Source organism: Vogesella lacus, from assembly GCF_979366295.1.
The window spans coordinates 104,960-127,785 of sequence record NZ_CEETQT010000005.1 but is presented as its reverse complement, the minus strand read 5'-3'; the positions used below and the strand labels follow the sequence as shown (position 1 = coordinate 127,785).

General features: G+C 61.8%; 28 protein-coding genes and 1 pseudogene. 27 read left to right on the top strand and 2 right to left on the bottom strand.

Annotated features, from left to right (window positions below; all coding sequences use genetic code 11):
* On the bottom strand, positions 1-795 hold the full coding sequence (locus ACZ9W6_RS08125) for a FliM/FliN family flagellar motor C-terminal domain-containing protein (RefSeq protein ID WP_465190596.1): 795 nt from the start codon (positions 793-795) through the stop codon (positions 1-3).
* Between the two features lie 317 nt (positions 796-1,112).
* On the opposite strand from ACZ9W6_RS08125, the gene ACZ9W6_RS08120 reads away from it, so the two are divergent.
* From ACZ9W6_RS08120 to ACZ9W6_RS08035, 18 genes are all read left to right on the top strand, one after another.
* Positions 1,113-1,451 carry a flagellar hook-basal body complex protein FliE gene (locus ACZ9W6_RS08120; RefSeq protein ID WP_465190595.1) on the top strand — a complete coding sequence of 113 codons (339 nt, stop codon included), beginning with the start codon at positions 1,113-1,115 and terminating at the stop codon, positions 1,449-1,451.
* A gap of 13 nt (positions 1,452-1,464) precedes the next feature.
* The gene (gene fliF / locus ACZ9W6_RS08115) at positions 1,465-3,165 is read left to right on the top strand and encodes a flagellar basal-body MS-ring/collar protein FliF (RefSeq protein WP_465190594.1); all 1,701 of its coding nucleotides are present in this window, start codon (positions 1,465-1,467) and stop codon (positions 3,163-3,165) included.
* A complete protein-coding gene (locus ACZ9W6_RS08110; RefSeq protein WP_465190593.1) occupies positions 3,149-4,183 on the top strand; it encodes a FliG C-terminal domain-containing protein in 1,035 nt (344 codons plus the stop codon). Before fliF ends, ACZ9W6_RS08110 begins: the two co-directional genes overlap by 17 nt.
* Entirely contained in the window at positions 4,180-5,061 is an 882-nt protein-coding gene (gene fliH, locus ACZ9W6_RS08105) for a flagellar assembly protein FliH (RefSeq protein ID WP_465190592.1), read from the top strand. The genes ACZ9W6_RS08110 and fliH overlap by 4 nt, the downstream gene beginning before the upstream one ends.
* On the top strand, positions 5,058-6,371 hold the full coding sequence (gene fliI, locus ACZ9W6_RS08100) for a flagellar protein export ATPase FliI (protein ID WP_465190591.1): 1,314 nt from the start codon (positions 5,058-5,060) through the stop codon (positions 6,369-6,371). The genes fliH and fliI overlap by 4 nt, the downstream gene beginning before the upstream one ends.
* The gene (locus ACZ9W6_RS08095) at positions 6,368-6,811 is read left to right on the top strand and encodes a flagellar export protein FliJ (RefSeq protein ID WP_465190590.1); all 444 of its coding nucleotides are present in this window, start codon (positions 6,368-6,370) and stop codon (positions 6,809-6,811) included. The genes fliI and ACZ9W6_RS08095 overlap by 4 nt, the downstream gene beginning before the upstream one ends.
* Positions 6,812-6,889: 78 nt before the next feature.
* Positions 6,890-8,233, top strand: a complete 1,344-nt coding sequence (fliD, locus tag ACZ9W6_RS08090; protein ID WP_465190589.1) for a flagellar filament capping protein FliD — start codon at positions 6,890-6,892, stop codon at positions 8,231-8,233.
* Between the two features lie 8 nt (positions 8,234-8,241).
* Entirely contained in the window at positions 8,242-8,634 is a 393-nt protein-coding gene (gene fliS / locus ACZ9W6_RS08085) for a flagellar export chaperone FliS (RefSeq protein WP_465190588.1), read from the top strand.
* Positions 8,621-8,908, top strand: a complete 288-nt coding sequence (locus tag ACZ9W6_RS08080) for a hypothetical protein (protein ID WP_465190587.1) — start codon at positions 8,621-8,623, stop codon at positions 8,906-8,908. The genes fliS and ACZ9W6_RS08080 overlap by 14 nt, the downstream gene beginning before the upstream one ends.
* The gene (locus tag ACZ9W6_RS08075) at positions 8,905-9,891 is read left to right on the top strand and encodes a flagellar hook-length control protein FliK (RefSeq protein WP_465190586.1); all 987 of its coding nucleotides are present in this window, start codon (positions 8,905-8,907) and stop codon (positions 9,889-9,891) included. The genes ACZ9W6_RS08080 and ACZ9W6_RS08075 overlap by 4 nt, the downstream gene beginning before the upstream one ends.
* On the top strand, positions 9,888-10,343 hold the full coding sequence (locus ACZ9W6_RS08070) for a flagellar basal body-associated FliL family protein (protein ID WP_465190585.1): 456 nt from the start codon (positions 9,888-9,890) through the stop codon (positions 10,341-10,343). Before ACZ9W6_RS08075 ends, ACZ9W6_RS08070 begins: the two co-directional genes overlap by 4 nt.
* Positions 10,344-10,346: 3 nt before the next feature.
* Positions 10,347-11,039, top strand: a complete 693-nt coding sequence (locus tag ACZ9W6_RS08065) for a FliA/WhiG family RNA polymerase sigma factor (protein WP_465190584.1) — start codon at positions 10,347-10,349, stop codon at positions 11,037-11,039.
* A 34-nt stretch (positions 11,040-11,073) separates the two neighbouring features.
* A complete protein-coding gene (gene motA / locus ACZ9W6_RS08060; protein ID WP_465190583.1) occupies positions 11,074-11,940 on the top strand; it encodes a flagellar motor stator protein MotA in 867 nt (288 codons plus the stop codon).
* Entirely contained in the window at positions 11,937-12,914 is a 978-nt protein-coding gene (locus ACZ9W6_RS08055) for a flagellar motor protein MotB (RefSeq protein ID WP_465190582.1), read from the top strand. The genes motA and ACZ9W6_RS08055 overlap by 4 nt, the downstream gene beginning before the upstream one ends.
* A gap of 448 nt (positions 12,915-13,362) precedes the next feature.
* A complete protein-coding gene (locus tag ACZ9W6_RS08050; protein WP_465190581.1) occupies positions 13,363-14,046 on the top strand; it encodes a Crp/Fnr family transcriptional regulator in 684 nt (227 codons plus the stop codon).
* 76 nt (positions 14,047-14,122) lie between these two features.
* Positions 14,123-14,422, top strand: a complete 300-nt coding sequence (flgM, locus tag ACZ9W6_RS08045) for a flagellar biosynthesis anti-sigma factor FlgM (RefSeq protein WP_465190580.1) — start codon at positions 14,123-14,125, stop codon at positions 14,420-14,422.
* A 6-nt stretch (positions 14,423-14,428) separates the two neighbouring features.
* Complete coding sequence (gene flgN / locus ACZ9W6_RS08040; RefSeq protein WP_465190579.1) at positions 14,429-14,854, top strand: flagellar export chaperone FlgN; 426 nt, start codon at positions 14,429-14,431, stop codon at positions 14,852-14,854.
* The gene (locus tag ACZ9W6_RS08035) at positions 14,835-15,539 is read left to right on the top strand and encodes a glucosaminidase domain-containing protein (protein ID WP_465190578.1); all 705 of its coding nucleotides are present in this window, start codon (positions 14,835-14,837) and stop codon (positions 15,537-15,539) included. Before flgN ends, ACZ9W6_RS08035 begins: the two co-directional genes overlap by 20 nt.
* Before the next feature lie 20 nt (positions 15,540-15,559).
* Here the strand turns inward: ACZ9W6_RS08035 and flgA are convergent, their stop codons facing one another.
* Positions 15,560-16,327 carry a flagellar basal body P-ring formation chaperone FlgA gene (gene flgA / locus ACZ9W6_RS08030; protein WP_465190577.1) on the bottom strand — a complete coding sequence of 256 codons (768 nt, stop codon included), beginning with the start codon at positions 16,325-16,327 and terminating at the stop codon, positions 15,560-15,562.
* Between the two features lie 129 nt (positions 16,328-16,456).
* Between flgA and flgB the strand changes: the two genes are divergently transcribed.
* The 9 genes and pseudogenes from flgB (at position 16,457) to ACZ9W6_RS07985 (ending at position 22,822) form a co-directional block, all read left to right on the top strand.
* Entirely contained in the window at positions 16,457-16,822 is a 366-nt protein-coding gene (flgB, locus tag ACZ9W6_RS08025; protein WP_465190576.1) for a flagellar basal body rod protein FlgB, read from the top strand.
* 3 nt (positions 16,823-16,825) lie between these two features.
* Positions 16,826-17,239, top strand: coding sequence for a flagellar basal body rod protein FlgC (flgC, locus tag ACZ9W6_RS08020; protein WP_465190575.1), 414 nt, complete (start codon positions 16,826-16,828; stop codon positions 17,237-17,239).
* Positions 17,239-17,457, top strand: a pseudogene (locus tag ACZ9W6_RS08015) (flagellar hook capping FlgD N-terminal domain-containing protein); the annotation flags it as partial. The gene flgC and the pseudogene ACZ9W6_RS08015, both read left to right, overlap by 1 nt.
* Before the next feature lie 467 nt (positions 17,458-17,924).
* Entirely contained in the window at positions 17,925-19,115 is a 1,191-nt protein-coding gene (locus ACZ9W6_RS08010; protein WP_465190574.1) for a flagellar hook protein FlgE, read from the top strand.
* Positions 19,116-19,117: 2 nt separating this feature from the next.
* Positions 19,118-19,843, top strand: coding sequence for a flagellar basal body rod protein FlgF (locus ACZ9W6_RS08005; protein WP_465190573.1), 726 nt, complete (start codon positions 19,118-19,120; stop codon positions 19,841-19,843).
* 12 nt (positions 19,844-19,855) lie between these two features.
* The gene (gene flgG / locus ACZ9W6_RS08000) at positions 19,856-20,644 is read left to right on the top strand and encodes a flagellar basal-body rod protein FlgG (RefSeq protein ID WP_465190572.1); all 789 of its coding nucleotides are present in this window, start codon (positions 19,856-19,858) and stop codon (positions 20,642-20,644) included.
* On the top strand, positions 20,641-21,294 hold the full coding sequence (gene flgH / locus ACZ9W6_RS07995; RefSeq protein ID WP_465190571.1) for a flagellar basal body L-ring protein FlgH: 654 nt from the start codon (positions 20,641-20,643) through the stop codon (positions 21,292-21,294). The genes flgG and flgH overlap by 4 nt, the downstream gene beginning before the upstream one ends.
* Before the next feature lie 8 nt (positions 21,295-21,302).
* Positions 21,303-22,394, top strand: a complete 1,092-nt coding sequence (locus tag ACZ9W6_RS07990; protein WP_465190570.1) for a flagellar basal body P-ring protein FlgI — start codon at positions 21,303-21,305, stop codon at positions 22,392-22,394.
* Positions 22,394-22,822 (top strand): rod-binding protein, encoded by a 429-nt coding sequence (locus tag ACZ9W6_RS07985; RefSeq protein ID WP_465190569.1) that lies wholly within the window; start codon positions 22,394-22,396, stop codon positions 22,820-22,822. Before ACZ9W6_RS07990 ends, ACZ9W6_RS07985 begins: the two co-directional genes overlap by 1 nt.
* Positions 22,823-22,826 lie beyond the last annotated feature (4 nt).

Sequence of the window (22,826 nt, the reverse complement as noted above, 5' to 3'; positions counted from 1 at the left end):
TTAATCCACATCCTGAAAAGAGGTAAGGCACAGCTTGCCGCTGCGCTCGACAACGTTGGCCGCAAAAATCTGGCGCTGGCCGATCAGCACCTCGGCCTTGGGCGCGAGGCGTACCGGCAGCACGCTGCCGACCTGCAAATCCAGCACCTCGCCCAGCGGCAGCTGCATCTGCAGCAAGCGGGTGTCGAGGCGCAGACGCAGCTCGTCGGCAAAAGCCTTGGCCGGAGCACTGTCGCTGGCGGGGATTTCACCGCCCAGCTGTTGCAGCAGGCTGGCGAGAAACGCTTCGTCCAGCCCCAGTTGCAGGCTGCCTTGCGACTGGCCTTCCGGATTGCTCAAGCCCAGCTTCACCTCCCACACCGGTGCCGGGTGCGGCACATGGCTGAGGTCTTCCGGCTGGGCGCTGTCGTCGTCGGCTGCGGCCAACAGCTGCAGCAGGCACAGGCTCAGGCGCTGGCCCAGCAGGCGGCCAAGCCGGCGTTCGGTGTCGCTTTCCTTGGGCAGTGTCTGCGGCTGGCTGTCGCTCTTGCCGCCGTAGCGGTATTCGAGAATCTGCAAGAGCAGCGGCCGCTCGATATGCACGGCGATCAGGCCGCGCGCGCTGCGGTGCCAGCTGCGGCGCAGGCTCTCGTCGGCCTTGGCCACCACGTCGAGCTGGCTGACAACAAAGCGGGCGTGGTAGCGGGTGTTCAGCTCGCGCTCGATAAAGTCGGCCAGTGCCACCTGCAGGCGGCGCAAGAACTGCGGCAAGAGGTGAAACGGCCGCCCGAGTGTTGCCGTGGCAACGGCCGTCATGGCTGCGCTTTCTGCGGGGGCAAATACTCTGGACTTGGGCATGCGTGTGTCTGGATCAATCCGCTGGGGGCTGGTTCAGCAGTCGCGCGTAGCGCTGCTCTGGGTATCGGGGCGTATGGTACTGAAGCCGGCTGGCGCTGTAGGGTGAAAATTCACGTAAGCATCTGTGAAAATTTACACCGACTATCAGTAAGCAAGAGGTTTAAACTGCGGCCGCAATACACCGGCGAGGTGGTGCGTGCGGCGGGGCGGAAGGCCTGTGTCTGCGGCCAACCTTGCTGCCTTGATGCCTGATTTCACCGGATGTTTACCTTGCCATGGCCAACCAGATCGACTTGCTGATTCGCGCGGATCAGCGCCAGCTCCAGGACGAGATGAGCAATCTCGCGCAGATTGCCGCCGCCTCGCCACACGCCGCCGCGCCTGCTGACAGCCAGATGAGCTTTTCTGCCGCCATGATGAATGCCGTTTCGGCCGTGGACGGAGAGAGCCGTGTGGCCAGCGAAAAAATGGCCGATGTCGACAGCGGCCGCAGCGACGATCTGATCGGCGCGATGATGCTGAGCCAGGAGGCCAGCCTGTCGTTCTCCATGCTGATGCAGGTGCGTAACAAGGTGGTTTCCGCCGTGGACGACCTGATCAAGATGCCTATCTGAGCGACGCTGAACCGTGCTGACCCAACTGAAAACTTCCTTCTCCAGCCTGCGTGAAAAAGGCCTGCCCGCTCCGGCACTGGCCGGCTCGGCTACCCGTTACCTGCTGCCGGCCATTGCGCTGTCGTCCTTGCTGGCGGTGGCGGTGGTGTTCTACCTGTGGCAGGACAATGCCAGCTACAAGCCGGTATTCGGCGCGCAGGAAAAAGTCGCGGCCAGCGACATGATGGCCGTGCTCGATGGCAGCCAGATTCCATACCGCCTGCATCCGCAAACCGGCCAGGTGCTGGTGCCCGAAGCGCGACTGGGCGAGGTGCGCATGCAGCTGGCGGCCAAGGGCGTGGTGGCGCAGCTGCCGGCCGGCCTCGAGCTGCTGGATAAAAACGACCCGCTGGGCGTCAGCCAGTTTGTGCAGGACGTGCGCTTCCGCCGCGGCCTCGAAGGCGAGCTGGTGCAGAGCATTCTGGCGCTGGAGCCGGTGCGCGCCGCCCGTGTGCATCTGTCGCTGCCGAAAAGCAGCAGCTTTGTCGGCGCGGCCGAAGACAAGGGCTCGGCCTCGGTAGTGGTCAGCCTCAAGCCTGGCCAGACGCTGAACGACGAGCAGATTTCGGCGGTGATCAAGCTGGTGTCGGGCAGCGTCTCCACGCTGGACCCGGCCAAGGTCACCCTGGTCGATCAGGCCGGCAATCTGTTGTCGGCCCGGCTGACGCTGGGCGAGGGCGGGGTGCCGGTCAACGAGAGCGACAAGGAGCGCAAGCACCGCGAGCAGGCGCTGGCCAATGTGCGCGACATCCTCACACCGGTAGTGGGTGCCAATAACTTCCGCGTCAGCATTGCCGCCGAAGTCGCCAACGACCGCATCAGCGAAACCCGCGAAAAATTCGGTGAAGCACCGAAGGTGACCAACGAGGCTTCGCGCCTCGAAACCAGCAGCGAACGCGCAGCCCTCGGCGTGCCGGGCTCGTTGTCGAATACCCCGATCAATACCGACGCTTCTGCTCCGGCTGCCGAAGGCAACAGCAAGAATGCCGTGACCCGCCAGTACGCCTACGACCGCAGCATCATGCAGATCCAGCATGCGCGCGGCCAACTGTCGCGCCTGAGCGTGGCGGTGGTGCTGAACGAAGCGGCTGCGCCGGGCGGCCGTGGCTGGACGCCAGAGCAGCTGGCCAATATCGAAAAACTGTTGCGTGGTGGCCTGGGCATCAAGGCCGAGCGTGGCGATGCGCTGGTGCTGTCGGCGCTGGCCTTCCCGGCCGCCAATGCCGAGGCGCTGCCGTGGTGGGAAAGCCCGCTGGTGGGCACCGGCCTGTCCTGGCTGGGTTATGCCATCACTGGCCTCCTCGCCTACCTGCTGCTGGCGCGTCCGCTCCTGAAGCTGCTCAAGCAAAGGTTGGCCACACAGCCGCCAGCCGCGCTGCCGCTGGCCTTGGGTAAGGATGATGCCGCGCCGGTCACCATAGGCGCCGCCGACGTGCGCGAGCATCAGTCGGATGCCGACCCGCAGATGCAGGCTGCCGAGCGTGCCGCCGGCCTGCCGACGCCGGATGCCGGCCGTCATGCGGTGGTGCCGTTACTGGAAAACTACGATCTGCCACCGGCCGGCTCGACAGTCGATGTGCTGGTGGATCACCTGAAGCATCTGGCTGCCAAGGAGCCTGAGCGCGTGGCCGAAGTCGTCAAACAATGGGTGCAGAAAAATGGTCGAACAGAATAAATCCGCTGCCGAGCTGGCAGCCATGCCCGAGGGCATGAGCCCCTTGCAGCAGGCGGCCATTCTGCTGTTGTGCATGGGCGAAGAGCCGGCCTCGGCGGTGCTGCGCTGCTTGTCGCGCGAAGAATTGCTGGCGGTGACGCAGGAAATGTCCTCGCTCAGCGGCATCAAGGTCGATGCGGTGAAAACCAGCATCCAGAAATTCTTTGACGAATACCGTGAGCAAAGCGGCGTGCATGGCGCCAGCCGCGCCTTCCTCAAGCGTTCGCTGGATCTGGCACTGGGCAGCGATATCGCCAACAGCGTGCTGAACAATATTTATGGCGATGCCATCCGCCCCAAGATGGCGCGTTTGCAGTGGGTGTCACCCAAGTGGCTGGCCGAGCGCATCGCCGGCGAGCACGTGCGCATGCAGGCGGTGTTTCTTGCCTTTCTGCCGCCGACACTGGCCGGGCAGGTGGTGGAAGAATTACCCGAAGCCAGCCGCGATCTGGTGCTGGTGAATATCGCACGGCTGAAGGATGTCGACAGCGAATTGCTGATCGAGCTGGAAGAGCTGGTCAACCAGTGCCTGGATAGCCTGCACACCCAGAGCACGCCAGTCGAAGGCATGCAGCAGACTGCTGACATCATCAATCGTCTGCCGGGCGATCGCGCCCGCATGATCGAGCTGCTGCGCGGCCACGATCCGGCCATCGTCAGCGAGATCGAGGCACGTATGTACGACTTCTTCGTGCTGTCGCGCCAGACCGAGGCGGTGCTGTTGCGCATTACCGAAGAGATTCCGCTGGAGATGTGGTCTATCGCGCTCAAGGGCGCGGAGCCGGCAGTCAGCGAAGCGATTACCCAGACCATGCCGCGCCGTCAGGCACAGGCATTCGAGGCGATGATGCGCCGCTCCGGCCCGGTGCCGCTCAGCCGCGTCGAAGAAGTGCGCCGCGACATCATGGCCCAGGTCAAGACACTGGCCGAGGCCGGCGAGATCAATCTGCAGCTCTTCCCTGAGGAAGTGGTCGAGTGAGCTGGCGCACCTACCGATTTCCGCCACTGCTGCAACTGCCGCTTTCCGCTGGCAGCCCGCAACATGATGGGCAGCAGGACGGACAACAGGCCGCGCTGGACGGCTACCGTCAGGGCATGGAGCTTGGCTACAGCGAAGGCTATGCCGGTGGCGAACAGGCTGGCCTGGCGGCCGGGCAAGAGGCCGGTTATCAGGCAGGGTTGGCCGCAGGCCGCGAGGCCGGCCGGCAGGAGGCGCTGGCCCAGCTGCGCGCCGAGTTTGCCGATGCCGCCCGCCCGCTGGAAGCAGTCACCGCCGCGATGGAACGCGCGCGTGTCGACTATCAGGCCGCGTTGCGCGACGACGTGATCAATCTGGTGGCCAAGGTGGCCAAACAGGTGATCCGCTGCGAACTGGCGCTCAAGCCGGCGCAGATTCTGGCGCTGGTCGAAGAAACCCTCGCCGCCTTGCCGCCGCTCAGTGGCGAAGTCGAAGTGCTGCTCAATAGCGAAGAATTCCAGCGCATCAGCGAGCTGGCCCCCGAGCGTGCCAGCCGCTGGGCCTTGCGCGCCGACAACAGTCTCGCCCATGGCGAAGTGCGTATCCGCAGCGCCGAAAGCAGCATCGACGCCGGTTGCGCACAAAGACTGGATGCCTGCGTCGATCGCCTGCGCGAGCAACTGGCACAGGATGCGCACGAGCCGGCATCGACCGACAGCATGGTTGTTGCGCCAGTCTCGGCGGAACAGCCCGACGAGACCGCCCAGCATGCAGTGCAGCCGGCCAAGCCGCGCCGAAGCCGCAGCGCCGCTGCCAAAATTGATAGCGCCGAAACCGCTGTGCCGGCCAAGCCCGCACGCAGCCGCAAGGCCAAGCCGCAGGCAGACGGAGAGCAATGATGTTGCGCGACTCGCTGACCCGACTCGATCTGTCCGATGTGCCGCTGGCCACCGTCACCGGCAAGCTGGTGGCCTCCAGCGGCTTGCTGCTGGAAAGCGTCGGCTGCCCGCTGGCCACCGGCCAGCGTTGCCAGATCGAGACCGCCAGCGGCGAGATGCTGGCGGCGCAGGTGGTGGGTTTCCGCCGCGAAGTCGCCTACCTGATGCCGTTCAAGAAACCGACCGGCCTGTGCACCGGCGCGCGGGTGATTCCGTCGCCGGATAACAGCGTGCTGATGATAGGCGACAGCTGGCTGGGGCGTATCGTCAACGGTCTGGGCGAGCCGCTGGATGATGGCGGTCGTCTCGGTGGCGACTGGCCGCTGGCCGCCCACCCGCCACGGATCAACCCGCTACGCAAGCAGCCGGTGGCGCAGCCGCTGGATGTGGGTGTGGCAGCGATCAACGGCATGCTGACCATAGGTCGCGGCCAACGTGTCGGCCTGTTTGCCGGCAGCGGCGTTGGCAAGAGCGTGCTCTTGGGCATGATTACGCGCCACACCGAGGCCGAGGTGGTGGTGGTCGGCCTGATCGGCGAGCGCGGCCGCGAGGTGCGCGAGTTTGTCGAGCATTCGCTGGGCAAGGAAGGCCTGGCCAAGGCGGTGCTGGTGGTGGCCCCGGCCGACGAATCGCCGCTGATGCGGCTGCAGGCCACCGAGCTGTGCCACAGCATTGCCGCGCATTTTCGCGATCAGGGCCGCAATGTGCTGCTCTTGGTTGATTCGCTGACCCGTTATGCGATGGCGCAGCGCGAAGTGGCGCTGGCACTGGGCGAGCCGCCGGCGACACGCGGTTATCCGCCTTCGGTGTTCGGCATGTTGCCGGCACTGGCCGAGACGGCCGGTAATGGCGAACACGGCCAAGGCAGCATGAGCGCGATCTACACCGTGCTGGCCGAAGGTGACGATCAGCAAGACCCGGTGGTGGATACCGCCCGGGCGATTCTCGACGGCCACATCGTGCTGTCACGCACCCTGGCCGAGCAGGGGCATTACCCGGCGATTGATATCGGTGCGTCGGTCAGCCGTTGCATGAGCCAGATCACCAGCCGCGAACACCGCGCGTTGGCCAGTGGCCTGAAGGGCTTGTGGGCGCGTTATCAGGAAATCCGCGGGCTGATTCCGCTAGGCGCTTATGTGCCGGGTGCCGACCCGCAGGCCGACCGCGCGGTGCGGCTGATGCCGCAGATCGAACAGATCCTGCAACAGCCGGCCGACAGCGTCGCCACGCTGGCGCAAGTGCTGGCACAAATGGAGGGCGCACTGGCATGAATCCGCAGCAAAGACAGTTACAGCAACTCACACAACTGATGCAGCTGAAGGCACTGGATGTGCAGCGCCTGCAGCGCGAAGTTGCACTCAAGCGCCAGGAAGAAGAACGCTACCAGCGCAATCTGGCACGGCTGGACGAGCTGTGCCGTGGCAGTGGCCTGGCCGGCAAGACCGTGTCGGCGCTGGCGCTGAACAGCGCGGCTTACAAGAATCATCTGTTGGCGCTGAAAGCCTCGCAGCAGCTGGATCTGCAGCTGCTGGCGGCGGATCGCACGCGCAGCCAGCAGGCACTGCTGGCGGCCAACCTCAGGCACGAAGTGCTTGGGGATGTGGCGGCGCGTACTGCGGCAGGGATTGCCCACAGCGCCGAAAAGCAGGCGCAGAAACGCACCGACGAATTTGCCGGCCTGGCCTGGCAGCGACAGCAGGGGCGGCCGTGATTATTCACATCTTTTCAAGAATCCGGCAGCGACGGTCGCCTACATGGGTATTCGCGACACGTTTAGAGGGGCAATACCATGGAAATTAATCCATCGCAGATCGCTACCCAGCTGGCTCAGGCTTACACCAATACCAGCAATGTGCAGCTGGCGGCCCAGAACAAGGCGCAGAAGGCGCGTACTGACGGCCTGTCACAGTTGCAGAAGGCATTACAGGATTTCCGCAGCACGCTGACTACGCTGGGCGGAAAGAAGAGCATGCTGGCCTCGAGTGCTGTGCTGAGCCGTGAAGGGGTTGCGACCGCCACCACGTCGGCCAGTGCTCAGGCTGGCAGCTATGCGCTGTTTGTCGAAAAACTGGCCAGCAATCACCAGCTCGCCTTCGGCAATATCACGCCGCAAACGGCTGCCGGTGCCGGCACCCTGAAGATCAGCCAGCAGGATGGCAGCCAGTTCAGCATCGATCTGAGCGCCGCCGACAGTGATGGCGATGCCGCGCTGTCGGTCACCGAGATGGCGCGCAGCATCAACCAGCATACCAGCGGCAAGGTCAGCGCCATGGTGGTGACCACCAATGGCGAGAGCCGCCTGCTGCTGTCGTCCGGTGTGTCGGGCGCCAATGGCGCGCTGACGCTGGACACCTCGGCCTTGTCTGCCGGCCTGCAAACCGCCTTGACCGCACCGCAAACCCTAGCCGCCGCCGAAGACGCGGTGGTGTGGCTGGGCGGCAAGGACACTGGTGTGCGCATGCAGCAGTCGTCCAACACCTTTACCGCCATTCAGGGTGTGACCCTCAATCTGCAAAGCGCGATGAAAACCGGCGATGCCGCGCTGCAGCTGACGGTGTCGCGCAATGGCAATGACACCGCGGCCAACGTGCAGAGCTTTGTCGATGCCTACAACAGCCTGCAAAAAACACTGTCCGGCCTGACCAGCAGCGGCGGCGAAAAGAGCGCGGCCGGCATTTTTGCCAGCGATGCCAGCATTCGCGGCCTGCGCGAGCAGCTCAACAACACCGTGCGCCAGACTTTTGGCAATGTGCGCCTCGCCGAGATGGGCGTCAGCGCCAGCCGCGACGGTGTGCTGAGCCTGGACCGCAGCAAGCTCGACAAGCTGTTGCAGGACAAGCCGACGGCGCTCGACAGCTTTTTCAGCGACAGCAATGGCGACGGCCTGATCAAGACCCTGCGCGGCAGCATGGATCAGTGGCTGAAAACCGGCAGCGGCACGCTGGCGATGCGTCGCCAGTCGTCCGAGCGCATGCAGGCCGACCTCGACAAGCGCCAGCAGCGCATCGATGGCGAATACGAACAGGTCTACAAACGTTATCTGATGCAGTTCACCCAGCTGCAGCAGATGCAGACCAAGATGAGCGGCACGCTCGACAGCCTGAATAACTACTTTGCCCAGCAAGGCATATAAGGAACATCGTGGATTACGACGCGTATCGCAGCTATCACGCTGTCAATCTGGAATCACAAACGGCCAGCGCCTCGCCGGTACAGCTGGTACTGGTGCTGTTTGACGGGCTGGAGGAAGAACTGGCGCGTGCGCGCGGCCATATCGAACAGCAGCGTTTCGAGCAGAAGGGCGAGAGCATAGGCAAGTGCATCAACATCCTGAACGGTCTGTCGAGCGCTCTGGATATGGATAGCGGCAGCGAAGTGGTGCTCAACCTCGCTCGTTTGTATGACTACTGCACCTATCGCCTGTATCACGCCAGCATCGAGCTGGACGTGGCGGCGCTGGATGAGGTGGTGCAACTGCTGGCCACCCTCAAGGGCGGCTGGCTTGGCGTACAGGAACAACATGAAGCCCTTTGATCTGAATGACTTTCGCAGTCGTGTGCGCCAGGCACTGGATGCCGGCGATCTGCAAGGCATCGTGGCGCTGGATGGCGAGCTTGACCAGGTACTGAAACAGTCTTCCCGGTTGAATCCGCCAGAAATCAGCAGCCTGCGCACGCTGTATCAGCAGTTGCTGAGCGAGATCGGCCGCGCGATGCAGCAGTCCGAGCTGGAGCTGGCGCAATACCTGCAACAGCACGAACAGCGTTCGGCCTATGCCAGCTTCAGCGCGATGGGAGACGAGGCATGATGGCCGCGCTCAGCAGTCTGACTGCGGGAAAGTCGCCAGCTGCGGCCAATCCTGACCGGGTTGCCGCTCAGGACGGCGAGGCCGCTGACACGGATGTCTTGCTGTCGTTCGGCGAGACCCCGTTTGCCAATCTGCTGGAGGGCGAGCTGCCGCAGGCAAGTGACAGTATCGAGGCCAAGACTGATGAAGTGAGTGAAAGTGAAGAGGTGGATTCGGCAGATCCGCTGCAGCCGATGCTGCAGGCAGCTGCTGTGCCGCTACTGCTGTTACCCGAGTTGGCCGCAAACGACAAAACACAGCTCGTTCAGTCCGGCGTACTGAGTGTCATTGGTCTCTCGAGTGCGGATTCGGCAACAGGGGTTATCGACGCCTCTGCAGCGCAGAATCAGCCCGGCATTGATTTGCTACCTGATTTGCTGGCTAAGACTGAGCTGGAGTTGCTGGATGGCAATGCGCCAAACAAGGCAGAGATACGCACGCTGTCGTCCTCTTTGCTGGCACTGGGCGTGCCGGCGCTGCGCGAGATGCCGGCCGATAGCCGTGTCGAGTGGGCGGCGGTAGCGCTGGTGCCACAGGCCGAAGGTGGCAAGCCGCAGGCACTGCAGCAATTGTTGGCCGAGCGTCTGGCGGTGCAGTCCAGCCACGGCATGGACCGGGCTTTGATCCGCCTTGATCCACCACGTTTTGGGGCGGTGGAAATCAGCCTGCAGCAAGAAGGCGGCCGTCTGCTGGTGCAACTTACCGCCAGTCACGGCGAAGTGGTGCGCCAGCTGCAAGGCATCGGAGATGTGCTGCGCCAGGAATTGGGCCAGCGCCAGTTTCACAGCGTGCAGGTTGATATCCGCCACGGCATGCACGACGGCCAGCAACAGCAGCAGGGTAGTCGCCAGCAGGCACAGCAGGAGGCTCAGCCCGGACGTGCGCTGCAGCTGGATGAAGATGGCAGTTCCGGCAGTTTTGCCGCAGAGAAAGAACAAGCATGAATAGCAAGACCCTGGTCGCGATTTTGCTGGCGGTAATCGTCTTGCTGTTGGCCGCAGGAGGCGCTGGCTTCTGGTGGATGCAGCAACAAGCTGGCAGCAAGCACAGCGAAGCTGTCGCACCGGTCGAGAAAAAAGCGCCTGGCCGCTTTATCTCGCAAGAAAAAATCATCGTGATGCTCAAGTCGGCCACGCCGGATAGTCAGGCGTATATGTCGGTAGATCTGGTGTTCCGCAGCAGTGACGAGTTGCTGCCGCAAGCCAAAGAACAGCTGCCTTTCATGAAAAGCATCGCGGTGCGCGCGCTGTCGAATCTGAGTCGCGAGCAGGCGGCCGGCATGACGGTGGATGATTTCCAGCTGCTGTTGATGCAGTCCTATACCGAGACCTATCGCAAGGAGCAGCTCACGCGCCCCTTCTCCGATGTACTGGTCAGCAAACTGATCGTCGAGTAAATCATGCACGCCCTGCTTGCCTACGACGCCGATGAAGCGCTGCTGGATGAGGCGGCTGTCATCGACAGCCATGCCAGCCTGGTCAAACGCGCCGTGCGGCAGCTGTCTTCACAGGCCTGCGGCGTGATGGAGCGCGAAGACATGATGCAGATCGGGCTGATGGCCTTGCTGGAGGCGCTGCGTCGTTACGGCGTGCCGGACGAACAGTTTGCCGGCTTTGCCATGCTGCGTATCCGCGGTGCAATCCTCGACGAATTGCGCCGGTTGGATTGGCGGCCGCGCAGCGTACGGCAGGACGCGCACAAACTGCGTGATGCCTGGCGCGAACTGACGCGCAAGCTCGGGCGCGAGCCGCAAGAGCAGGAGGCAGCGCTGGCGCTGGGCATCAGCCTGGCCGAGGTACAGAGCTTGCTGCAGGCCGAGAACGCCGAGGCCATGCACAGTTTTGACGAGCTGCTGGCCAACGGTGTCGATCTGCCGGATGAGCGCAGCCCTGACGCGCAATTGCAGCTGCGGCTGACCTTGGCCGCAGCCTTGCAGCAATTGCCGGCGCGCGAGGCGCAGGTGATCCAGCTGTATTACGAATACGAGCTGAGTCTGAAAGAAATCGCGCTGGTGCTGGATCTGACCGAGGCGCGGGTCTGCCAGATCAATAAATCAGCCCTGAAAAAAATGAAAGACTGCCTGCAGGCGTGAGGCTGCAGGCTTTGACGAGCGGATAGGAAACCAAATGCAGCTTCTTCTGGGTATCGCCATCATCATTTTCTGTGTGTTTGGTGGCTTCATGTTGCACGGCGGTGCCTTGTCGGTGATCTGGCAGCCGGTCGAGGTACTGATTATTGGCGGTGCGGCGCTGGGGGCGATGGTGGTGGGCAATCCCAAGCACGTGCTGGTGGAAATGATGCATCAGCTCAAGGCCATCTTCATGCGCAAAAAACATGGCGCGGAATTCCAGCGCCAGCTCTTGCTGCTGATGTACGAATTGCTGATTACCGCTGGCCAGGGCCTGAAGGCGCTGGACGAACATGTCGAATCACCGAGCCAGAGCCCGCTGTTCAACCGTTATCCGCTGGTGCTGGCCGAACCGAAACTGCTGGCGTTCATCGTCGATAACTTCCGCCTGATGGCGATGGGCAAGATCAGTGCGCACGAGCTGGAAGGCGTGCTGGATCAGGAGATCGAAGCGATTTACGAAGAGCTGTCGCAACCCTCCAAATCGCTGCACAAGATCGGTGAGGCGATGCCGGGCTTCGGCATTCTGGCGGCGGTACTGGGTATCGTGATGGCGATGAACAGTGTCAGTGAAGGCGCAACTGCCGGCGAGATCAGCGCCAAGGTCGGTGCCGCGATGGTCGGTACCTTCATCGGTATTTTCGGCTGTTACTGCATGCTCGACCCATTAAGCAATCTCATGCATCAGGAAGTGGACGAAGAGCTGTCCAACTTCGAATCGGTGAAAGTGGTACTGACCACCCATGTGGCCGGCAAGCCGCCGCTGCTGGCACTGGATGCCGGCCGCCGTCTGGTGCAACTGAATACCAAGCCAAGCTTTGCCCAGCTGGAAGGCTGGATCAATGCGCTGGAAGGCACGGTATGAGCGCCGGTAAAAACCAGGGCGGCGGTGAAACCATCATCAAGAAGGTTTCGCGCAAAGGTGGCGGCGGTGGTCATGGCGGGGCCTGGAAGGTGGCTTTTGCCGACTTTGTCTTGGCCTTGATGTGCCTGTTCATGGTGTTGTGGGTGTTGGCCGCACGTGAACAGGAGAACCTGGAAAAAATCCTGCGTGATGGTGCCGGCAAACCGACGGCAGAAGGTACGCAAAACCGTATCGAGTTTGATGGTTCGCCACCGGGCAGCATGATCCCGCGTGAGCCGGTACCGGGCATGGGCAGCAATGGCAAGGCGGACAGCCAGGTCAAGCAGAGCGGTTTTCCGACGGTACTGGATGGCCAGGGGCGCAAGGTCAAGCAGACACTGGACTCCATGCCGCAGCTCAATCTGCTGGCACAGATGGTGTCGACCATGTCGAAGCAGGCCGGGCTGGAGAGCAATCTGCATCTGGTAGTGACGCCGCAGGGCTTGCGCATCATGTTGCACGATACCGAGCAGGAAGGCATGTTCGAACGCGGCAGTGCCATCATGCACCGCCGTTTCAAGGCGCTGTTGCTGGATATGGGACGGGTGTTGTCATCGATCGACAACCAGATCCTGCTGATTGGTCATACCGATTCGGTGCAATACCGCAGCCTTGGCAACAGCATGTTGTCGAACTGGAGCCTGTCGTCCAACCGTGCGATGAGTGCACGTTTGCACCTGCTGGATGGCGGCTTGCCGATGAGCAATGTGCTGCAGGTCGTCGGCATGGCGGATCGTGCACCGTTTGACCCGGAACAACCAACCGCAGCAGCCAATCGCCGCATCGAGCTGTTGGTGATGACATCGGATCAGGCCGAGGCCATCAGCCAGATGTTCGGGTCGCCGGAATTGGCACGGACACGTGGCAATCAGTTGCAGCTGGATACCCGAAATGAGCTGAAAGCCTTGAAAGAGGATGTGATTGGCATGCAATGATTATTTTTGCTGCTAGCGGATAATCAAATGCCATGAATTGCAGCAGTCTTGGTTTTTGATTTATGGAAATCATGGTCAGGATTTAGTGGTTAACCCTTAATCAGTCGTTTGATTGGCAAGACTTATTTTGATCAAACCTCAATGATGTTGCATTTTTGCAACATGAAAATGCCCTGTTCAGTACTGCCGAGCATCGTTTTCAGCTACTGCGTTCAGGGGCGTCAAGTCGCTTTATCCTTTGAAAACCCGACTTTGCGTCGGGTTTTTTTTATCGATGCGGTTTTTTCAAGCATCGCTGATGGCTATTTTTCTGCTTTTTTAATTAACTGTTTTTAATTGATGGGGTTATTAGTAAGAAATACAATGCGGTCCTTGTTTTGTTGCGTTGACTTTTGCTGGGGTGGGCTCATGCGATTAGTCGTTTCAATCAGAAGAGGGCCTTGAATAGATGGACCTGGAAAATATCAAAGAGCAGTTGGCCGCGACCGAATTTTTTGCTGGCCAGTCAGGCAAAATTCTCGATCAGGTCATCCGGCATGCGGTGACCATGCGCGTGCGCAAGGGCGAGTTTGTGCATCAGGAAGGGCAGACGGTTTCTGCCATCTATCTGGTGCTGGCCGGACATCTGCAATCGCATGTCGCCGACAGTGCCGGGCGCAAATATGTGCTGATGTTCAACCATCCGGGCAATCTTCTGGGCGAAGTGTCGTATCTCGATGGCGGGCCATGTGCGTGGAGCGTGATGGCCGAAGAAGAATCCGTGCTGCTGAAATTCAACCGCAAGGACCTGATTGCCATTTTCGGTACTGCCGACGGCTTGCCTAATGACACGGTGCGCAACCACATCCTGATGAGTCTGGCCAGCATGGTGCGTCGTATTTCCGGCTCGCTCAAAAGCCTGGCCTTGCTGGATGTTTATGGCCGTATCCGCTTGCTGTTCAATGAATACATGGTGGAAAGCGACGGGGTGATGCAGCTGAACAAGTCGCTGACCCAGCAGGAAATTGCTGACCAGATCGGCTCCTCGCGCGAGATGGTGGCGCGCATCCTGAAAGAGCTGGTGTACGGCAAGTACATCACGCTGGAAAACCGCCGCATTACCGTGCTGAAGATGCTGCCGGAAAACTTTTGATGTGCAGACGGTTTAAGTTTTTGTCGTGGCTTGTCGCCCAGGATAAACAAGCCCACCGGATTTGAACGAGATAGCCATGCGCATCACCCCGCTACGCAGCGAAACGGCCGACACTTCGGCCAGCCAGAAAACCAGTCGTCACCCGGCTGCCGCCAGCACTGCGGCCAACCTTACCCCTGCGCGTTCGGCACAGCCGGCACCGGCCGCGACCGTGCTGGCCAGTGAAGTGCTGACCCAGGCCAGCCAGAGCCTGCAAGCCATGCCTGATGTTGACCTGAGCCGCGTGGCCGAAGTGCGCGCGGCGCTGGCGCGTGGCGAGATCAGCCTCGATGCCGGCCGTCTGGCCAATATCATCGCGGATTACCACCGGAGTTAAACCCCTATGTCGTCCCAGGCGCAGCTGCGCGAACTGATGCTGGATATCCAGGCGGATCGTCAGGATTACACCACCTTGCAGGATTTGCTGGAGCAGCAGTTTGCCGCCTTTCTGCGGCAGGATGCCGGCACGCTGGGCCAGCTGGCTGGCGCCATCAATACCCTGCTTGATGTGCTGCAGGGGCGCAAGCAGAAACGCCAGCAGCTGGCACGCAGCCTGCAGCCCGACATGAACGGCCGGTCCTTGAACGAGCTGTTCCGCCGCTTGCCCGAGCCGCTGGCCAGCCGCTTTGCCGCAGCATGGCATGCCCTTTGCCAACAGGCCGCCGTGTGCAAGCAATTGAACGAACGTAATGGCATGCTGCTGCAAAACCAGCATGAGTTGTATCAGCGGATTTTGTTTGGCGAGAGTGATGTCTATGTGGCGAGCTGAGTTTTCCTTGCGGCCAACCCTGGCGACGATACCGGCCGCCCCGATAGCGCCGGCGGCGAGTAGCGGCAGCTTTGGCGGCGTGTTCCGCGAAACGCGGCAGGAGATTGCCAGCCTGATCGAGGAGGGCTTTCCGCCGGAGGCGAGCCGGCTCAGCCCGGCAGCAGCAGCCTTGCGCCAGCAACTGCAGGCCGCAGGCAGCAGCGGTGATTATTCGCATCTGGACGAGCAGCAGCAGGCCTTCTTGGCCGAAATCATGCCTTATGCGCGCGAGGCCGGCACTTCGCTTGGCGTGTCGCCTGACATCATTGCCGCCCATGCGGCGCTGGAGTCAGGCTGGGGGCTGCATCCCTTGCGTACTGCCGATGGCAGCAATAGCCACAATCTTTTCGGCCTGAAAGCCACGGCCCGCTGGCAGGGCGCGAGCCTTAGCAGCATGACTACCGAGTATCAGGACGGCCGCGCGCAAAAGCAGATCGAGCCGTTCCGCGCCTATGGTGGCTATGGTGAGGCATTTGGTGATTATGTCGCGCTATTGCAGCGCTCGCCGCGTTTCAGTGCGGTGCAGGGCGTGGGTAGCGATAGCGTGGCTTTTGCCAACACCCTGGCACGTGGCGGCTATGCCACCGACCCGGCCTATGCCGGCAAGCTGCAACAGCTGGTGGCGCGTTTGCGGCAGGCTGATTAAACCCGCGTCAACGCCGGCGGCTATTGCGCCGAGGGCAAAGCCTGCTCTTCGCCTTCCGCCTGCTGGCGGCTGATTTGTGGCCTGACGAGGCCGGCTGCCATCACCTCGGCGCGAATGATCTTGCCGCTGGCCACATTCCTGACTTCTATCCACTCACCCAGCCGCCCGGCTTGCTGGGCGATGCCGTTCATCTTCACTTCTATGCCGGCCTGTTCGGCGCGGATTTCCACCTTCATGCCGCGGCTGATCAGCTGCGGCCGCTCCAGCAGTCGTAGCGGGAAAGGTTTGCCGGCGGCGATGGGCTGACGGCTGCTCATCCCTGCCAGCTGATGGCTATCGCTTTGCAAGCGTTCCGGCTGGCTGGTGGTAATGCTTGCCCAGCGCACATCTGCCTCGCTCAGTGGCTGGCCGGCGGGGATGTCGCGTGCCGCTACCGGCAAATCCAGCACGATGTCGGCGCGCAGCAGATAGCGCTGGCTGATGCCATCGCATTGCACATTGACGTAAATCCGCGCCGGTTGACTGTCGGGGCTGACGCGGGCTTGCGGCTGACTGTGGCAGGCAGGCAGCACATGGCGCAGCGGCAGCAGCTGCAGGGCGAACTCGGCATGGCGCCAGCCTCCGGCCTTGGCCTGGTCTTGCAGCCAGGTCTTGGCAGCTTGCAGCGCAGCCAGGCGGGCAGCCTGTTCCGGCGCGACAGGGTTGGCCGCAAACAGTGCAGCCGGCAGCAGCAAACCCGTCAGCAGCAAGGGTGACAGCCGGCGGTTAGGTGATGTGAATATTCCCATCTGGCGAGTCTTGGTAATTATTACGTGTACGGTGGGGATGGCGATTATTTAGTATTGCCGCATTAATAGCCGCCTGATTATTAATCAGTTTTGCGGTAAACAAAACCGTCATCGCGATAGGGCCAAGCAATGGGTTTCAGTTTTGACAAAGCGCTAGGGGTGCATCCCGAGGCGCTCAAACTGCGTGCCGAGCGTACCAAGGTACTGGCATCCAATCTTGCCAACGAGAGTACCCCCGGTTATCAGGCGCGCGACATCGATTTTCGCAGTGCACTGGCCGAGTCGGCCAGTCATGCCGATGGCGACCTGTATCTGTCTACCGCCGGACGCGATCTGCAATACCGCGTGCCGAATCATCCCTCGCAGGATGGTAACACCGTCGAGCTGGCGGTCGAGCAGGCCGAGTTTGCGCAGAACGTGGCGGATTTCCAGACCAGCCTGACCTTTCTCAATATGAAATACAAGGGACTGGCAAAAGTCATTGCCGGGCAGTAAGACATGTCATTTCGCGATATTTCCCGTATAGCCGGTTCTGCCATGAATGCGCAAACCGTGCGTCTGAATACCGTGGCCAGCAATCTGGCCAATGCCGATTCTGCCTCAGGCAGCGAGGCTACCGCCTACCGCGGCCGCAAGCCGGTGTTTGCCAGCCAGATGATGGGTGGCGGCGAAATGGCAGGCATGGGCGTGCAGGTGCTGGACGTGGTGCAAAGCAATGCGCCGCTGCGCAAGCTGCATGATCCTGCGCATCCGCTGGCGGATGCCGAAGGCAATGTCTTCTTTGGCAACGTCAATGCCGTAGAAGAAATGACCGACATGATGGCCGCCTCGCGCGCTTTTCAGACCAATGTCGAGGTAATGACCAGGGTCAAGAGCATGCAGCAGGACATTCTGAAACTGGGAGAAGGCTGATGGCGATTGATGCCGCAACACTGCAAAACCGCGCACAAGGTGGCAGCAGCAGCGAGCCGGGTGTGATTGCCCAGCAGGCCGACAGCGACGGCGATATGTTCATGACCCTGCTGATGGCGCAGATCAAGAACCAGAACCCGCTGGAGCCAACCGATCCGGCGCAGTTCGTCAGCCAGCTGGTGCAGATGAACCAGATGCAGAACAGCATTGCCATGCTGTCCGAAATGAAAAACAACGCGCTGATGCTGCGCGAATTGCAGGGACTGGCGCTGGGCGATCAGGTCGGCAAACCGGTGCTGGTACAGGCCGACAGCGTGCGACTGGATGGCTCGGCCGTGTCCGGCCGCATCACGCTGGAAGGCAATGACGAGGTGCAGCTGCAGCTGACCTCGCTGGACGGCCAGAGCCATAACATCGCGCTGGGCAAGCAGCCTGCCGGCGAATTCAGCTTCAAGCTTGACCCGGCAAGCGAAGGTCTGGCACCGGGCGTTTATCAGACCCGGATCATCACTGCCGGAAAAAGCCCGGCGCGGCTGGAGTTTGCGGCCAACGTTGCCGCCGTGCGCCTGCCGGTACAGGGCGGCGAGCCCGTCTTGTCGCTGAGTGGTCTTGGCGAGTTTCCCGTTTCTGCCATTACGAGTTTGCTGGGCAATGCCGGCACCCTTGCTTCAGGAGTCTGACTACCATGAGTTTCGAAATCGCGCTTTCCGGCATCAATGCCGTCAACAGCCAGCTGGGCAATATCAGTAACAATATCGCCAACTCCGGCACTTATGGTTTCAAGTCCAGCCGTGACAACTTCTCGGCGGTGTATGCCGGCAGTCAGGCCACCGGGGTGGAAGTCGGCTCGGTAACCCAGAGCATCGGTCGCGGCGGCAATGTGGTGGCGACCGGTCGTGCGCTGGATGCGGCCATTCAGGGCGGCGGCTTTTTCATGACCCGCGATGCCACCGGCGGTATTGCCTACACCCGCGTTGGTGCATTCAATGTCGACAAGAACGGCATGCTGGAAGACACTTTCGGCCGCAAGGTGCAGGGCTATGCAGCGGTAGAAGAGGGGGCGGCCGCTACCTTGGGCAGTTTCGGCGATATCACGCTGCCGTCCGGCCTCGTGCCTGCCAAGGCCAGCAGCCAGATCAAGTACAGTGGCAATCTGTCGGCCGGCTGGACGGTACCGACCGTGGCATTTGATGCGGCCAACCCGGCGACCTTCAATGGCTCCAGCCTGTCTACCGTGTATGACTCGCTGGGCAACAAGCACAACGTCACCCAGTATTTTGTGAAGTCGGCCAGCGACATCACGGTGCACTACGCGGTAGACGGCAAGATGGTGGCGGGTACCACCAGCACGCTGACTTTCGGTACCGACGGCAAGCTGACCGCACCAACCGTGCCGGTAGACTTACCCATGGGCACACCGGCCGGCGCCGCCGCACTCAGCATCAAGATCGACTACGCCGGTACCACCCAGTTTGCCGGCGAGACCACCACCAGCGTCAACAGTGCCGACGGTTTTGCCGCCGGCACCCGTACCGGCCTGCGCATCGAGGATGACGGCAGCCTGGTGGCGACTTACAGCAATGGCGAGCGCCGCAGCGTGGCCACCATCGCACTGGCAACCTTCCCCAATGAAAACGGCCTGACGCCGGTGTCGGAAACTAGCTGGGAAGAATCCAGCGCTTCCGGCACGCCTTTGCTGTCGGTGCCAGGCAGCGGCGGTGCCGGCAAGCTGGTTGCCAGCTCGCTGGAAAAATCCAACGTCGACCTGACCGGCGAACTGGTGAACCTGATGACGGCGCAGCGTAATTATCAGGCTAATACCAAGGTGATCTCGACCCAGAACCAGGTCGTGCAAGCCCTGATGCAGGCTGTCTGAGCATGGATGGCCTGATCTACACCATCATGAGTGGTGCCAATCGCACCCTCAAGGCCCAGCAGATCCGCGCCAATAATCTGGCCAATGCCGATACGCCGGGCTTTCGTGCCGATATCGAGCTGGCCAGCAGCCAGAGCGTGCCGGGCTATGGCTACGATGCACGTCATATGGTGGTGCCGCAGCCGGGCGCGGTGTCCGACCGTGCCGGCGTGCTGCAGCAGACCGGGCGCGAGCTGGATGTCGCGGTACAGGGCAAGGGCTATTTTGCCGTGGCCAGTGCCGATGGCGAGGGCTATACCCGTGCCGGTCAGTTTACTGTCGATGCCAATGGCCGGCTGCTGCTGAACAATCGTGAAGTGCTGGGCGAGGGCGGTGCCATCGTGCTGCCGGCCCATCGCGAAGTACAGATTGCGGCCAACGGTACCGTGTCTATCCTGCCGCCGGGCGAAAACGCCATGCAGGAGCTTGGCCGCCTGAAGCTGGTCAACCCCGCGCCGGAAGAGCTCACCAAAAACAGCGAAGGCCTGATTGTCAGCCGTTTCGGCACCGCCTTGCCGGCGGACGAGACGGTGCAGGTCAAGGCCGGCTACCTCGAGCGCAGCAATGTCTCGGCGGTCGAAGAGATGGTCGCCTCGATGACGCTCAATCGCAGCTTCGAAATGCAGCTGAAAATGTTCAATGCCGCCAACGAGATGGCCGAAGCCGGCAATCGTCTGGTACGCAGTTAAAAGGAGTCACGCATGAACCCCGCCTTGTGGATCAGCAAAACCGGCATTCAGGCGCAGGATGCGCGCCTCGGTGCCATTGCCAACAACCTTGCCAATGCCAATACCGTCGGCTTCAAGCGCGAACGCGTGATGTTCGAAGACCTGTTCTACCAGACCGAGCGTCAACCCGGCGCCGCGCTGGAAGGTGGTGGCACCGCGCCGACCGGCATCCAGCTGGGTAACGGCACCCGCGTGGTCGGCACCCAGAAGATTTTCACCACCGGCAATATCAACACCACCGGCCAGGCGCTGGATGTGGCGATTGTCGGCCAGGGCTTTTTGCAGGTGCAAATGGCCAATGGCGAAACCGGCTACACCCGGGCCGGCCAGCTGCAGGTGAGTGCCGAAGGCCGCCTCGTCAATGCCCAGGGCCTGCCGCTAGTGCCGGCGATTACCCTGCCGGCCGGCACCACGGCGGTGAATATCAGCGAAAACGGTATGGTGTCGGTGAACCTGTCCGGCTCGGTAACACCGACCGAAGTCGGTCAGCTGACGCTGGCCAACTTCGTCAACCCGACCGGCCTTGTGGCGATGGGCGACAATCTGTTCCAGCAGACTGCCGCCAGTGGCGAGGCCGTTGTCGGCGCGCCGGGCAGTGAGGCACTGGGCAAGTTGCGCCAGCGTGCGCTGGAAGGCTCCAATGTGCAGGCGGTGGAAGAAATGGTCGACATGATTGCCGCGCAGCGTACCTACGAGATGAATACCAAGGTGCTGTCGGCCGCCGACAATATGATGCAGAGCCTGGCGCAGGCAGTACGATGAGCCGTCGCCACCTGTTGCTGCTTTGCCTGCCATGGTTGGCCGCGTGCGCGCAGCTGCAGATGCCGGCAGACAATGCCGAGCTGCTGTTGCCGCCCTTGCCGGAAAGCAAGTCGGCGGCCAGCGGCGGTGGCGTGTTCAACCCGGCTGGCGGCTGGTCGCTGGTGTCGGACAAGCGTGCCTATCGCACCGGCGATGTGCTGACGGTGGTGCTCGAAGAGACCACCCAGGCCAGCAAGCGCGCCGGTACCAGCTTTGACAAGCAGTCCGGCGTGGCGATTACGCCATCCATCATCGGCACCCGCGAGTTTGATACCAAGGCCAGCATTTCGGCCGAGCGTGATTTCAAGGGCAATGCCACCTCGTCACAGCAGAACAGCCTGTCCGGCGCGCTGACCGTGGTCGTGCATCAGGTGATGCCCAACGGCCTGTTGCTGGTGCGCGGCGAAAAACAGCTGGCGCTGAATCAGGGCGAGGAATTCCTGCGGCTGGCCGGTTATGTGCGCAGCGATGATATCGACTCGCTGAATCGTATCTCCTCCTTGCGCATTGCCAATGCGCGCATTGTCTACAGCGGCCGTGGTGCCTTGAATGATGCCAATGCGCCGGGCTGGCTCACCCGTTTCTTCAATAGCCCGTGGGCGCCATTTTGAGAAAGTCTATGGCCAAGTTCCTGTTGTCCTGCCTGATGGCCTTGCTGGCTGCGCCGCTGTTCGCGCAGCCTTTGCGTAATCTGGTGCATATCGAAGGCATTCGTGAAAACCAGCTGATCGGCTATGGCATCGTGGTCGGTCTCGATGGCTCCGGCGATAACAGCCAGGTGAAATTCGCCGGTCAGGCGGTGGCCAATATGCTCAAGCAGCTGGGCCTGCCGCAGGGCGAGAATGCCGACCCCAAGGTAAAAAACACCGCCGCGGTGATGGTCAGCGCGGTGTTGCCACCCGGCTACCGTCGTGGCCAGGCGATTGATGTCACGGTGGCCTCGCTGGGCGATGCCAAGAGCCTGCGCGGCGGCACCTTGCTGCTGACCCAGCTGCGTGCGGCCGATGGTGAAATCTACGCGCTGGCACAGGGCAATCTGGTAATTCCGGGCCTGTCGGCCCAGGGCAAGAGTGGCAGCAGCGTCACCGTGAACACGCCGACTTCCGGCCGTATTCCGAATGGCGCGACGGTGGAGCGCGAGATTCCCAGCGATTTTGACAGCGGCCCGTCGATTCGCCTCAGCCTGAAAAAACCGAATTTCGAGACCGCCATCAATGTGGTCAACACCATCAACCAGCGTTACGGCAGCATTGCCAGCACGCGCAACGCGACCTCGATCGAGGTGTTGGCACCGACCAACCCGACCGAGCGCGTGGCCTTCATGGCGCGCTTGCAGAACATCAATATCAATGTCGGCGGCGAGCTGCCGCGCGTGGTGTTCAATTCGCGCACCGGCACCGTTGTGGTGAGCCAGGGCGTCAAGGTGAAGGCGGCCGCGGTATCGCACGGCTCGCTGCGGGTGGTGATTTCCGAGCAGCAGCAAGTCAGCCAGCCCGGCCCGCTGAGTAATGGCAGCACAGCCGTGGTGCCGAATTCGCAGGTGCAGGTCGAGCAGGGCGGCGCGCGCATGTTCCGCTGGCCGGCCGGTGTCAGCCTGCAAAGCATTATCGACACCGTCAATAGCACCGGTGCCAGCGTGGATGATCTGATGGCCATCCTGCAGGCGCTGGATCAGGCCGGCGCGATTGATGGCGAACTGGTGGTGATCTGATGCGGCCGATCCAGAATGAGCTGCGGCCAACCCTGGCCGCAAATGGTGAAGAACCGGCGCAGGCGATCAGCGCGGCAGAGCACGACAAGATCGTGCAGGCCGCCGAAGGCTTCGAGGCGATGTTTATCCGCGAGATGCTGAGCCAGATGCGCAAGGCCAACGAGACGCTAGCCGGCCCGGACGGCATGTTCGCCAACAGCATCAATGCCGACATGCTGGATATGGCCGACAGCGCGATTGCCAGCCAGCTGGCCAAGGGGCGCAGCTTCGGCATTGGCAATGTACTGCTGCGCCAGCTGTTGCCGGAAAATCCGCCAGACGCATTTAAGGAAGGCGCGGCGGCGGTCGCATCACAAGGTATCGCGCCGGCAAGCGCAGGCCCGTCGGCCGCCTTTGCCCCGCCCGTTCATCGTCCGTTTCGTCAGTAAGGTT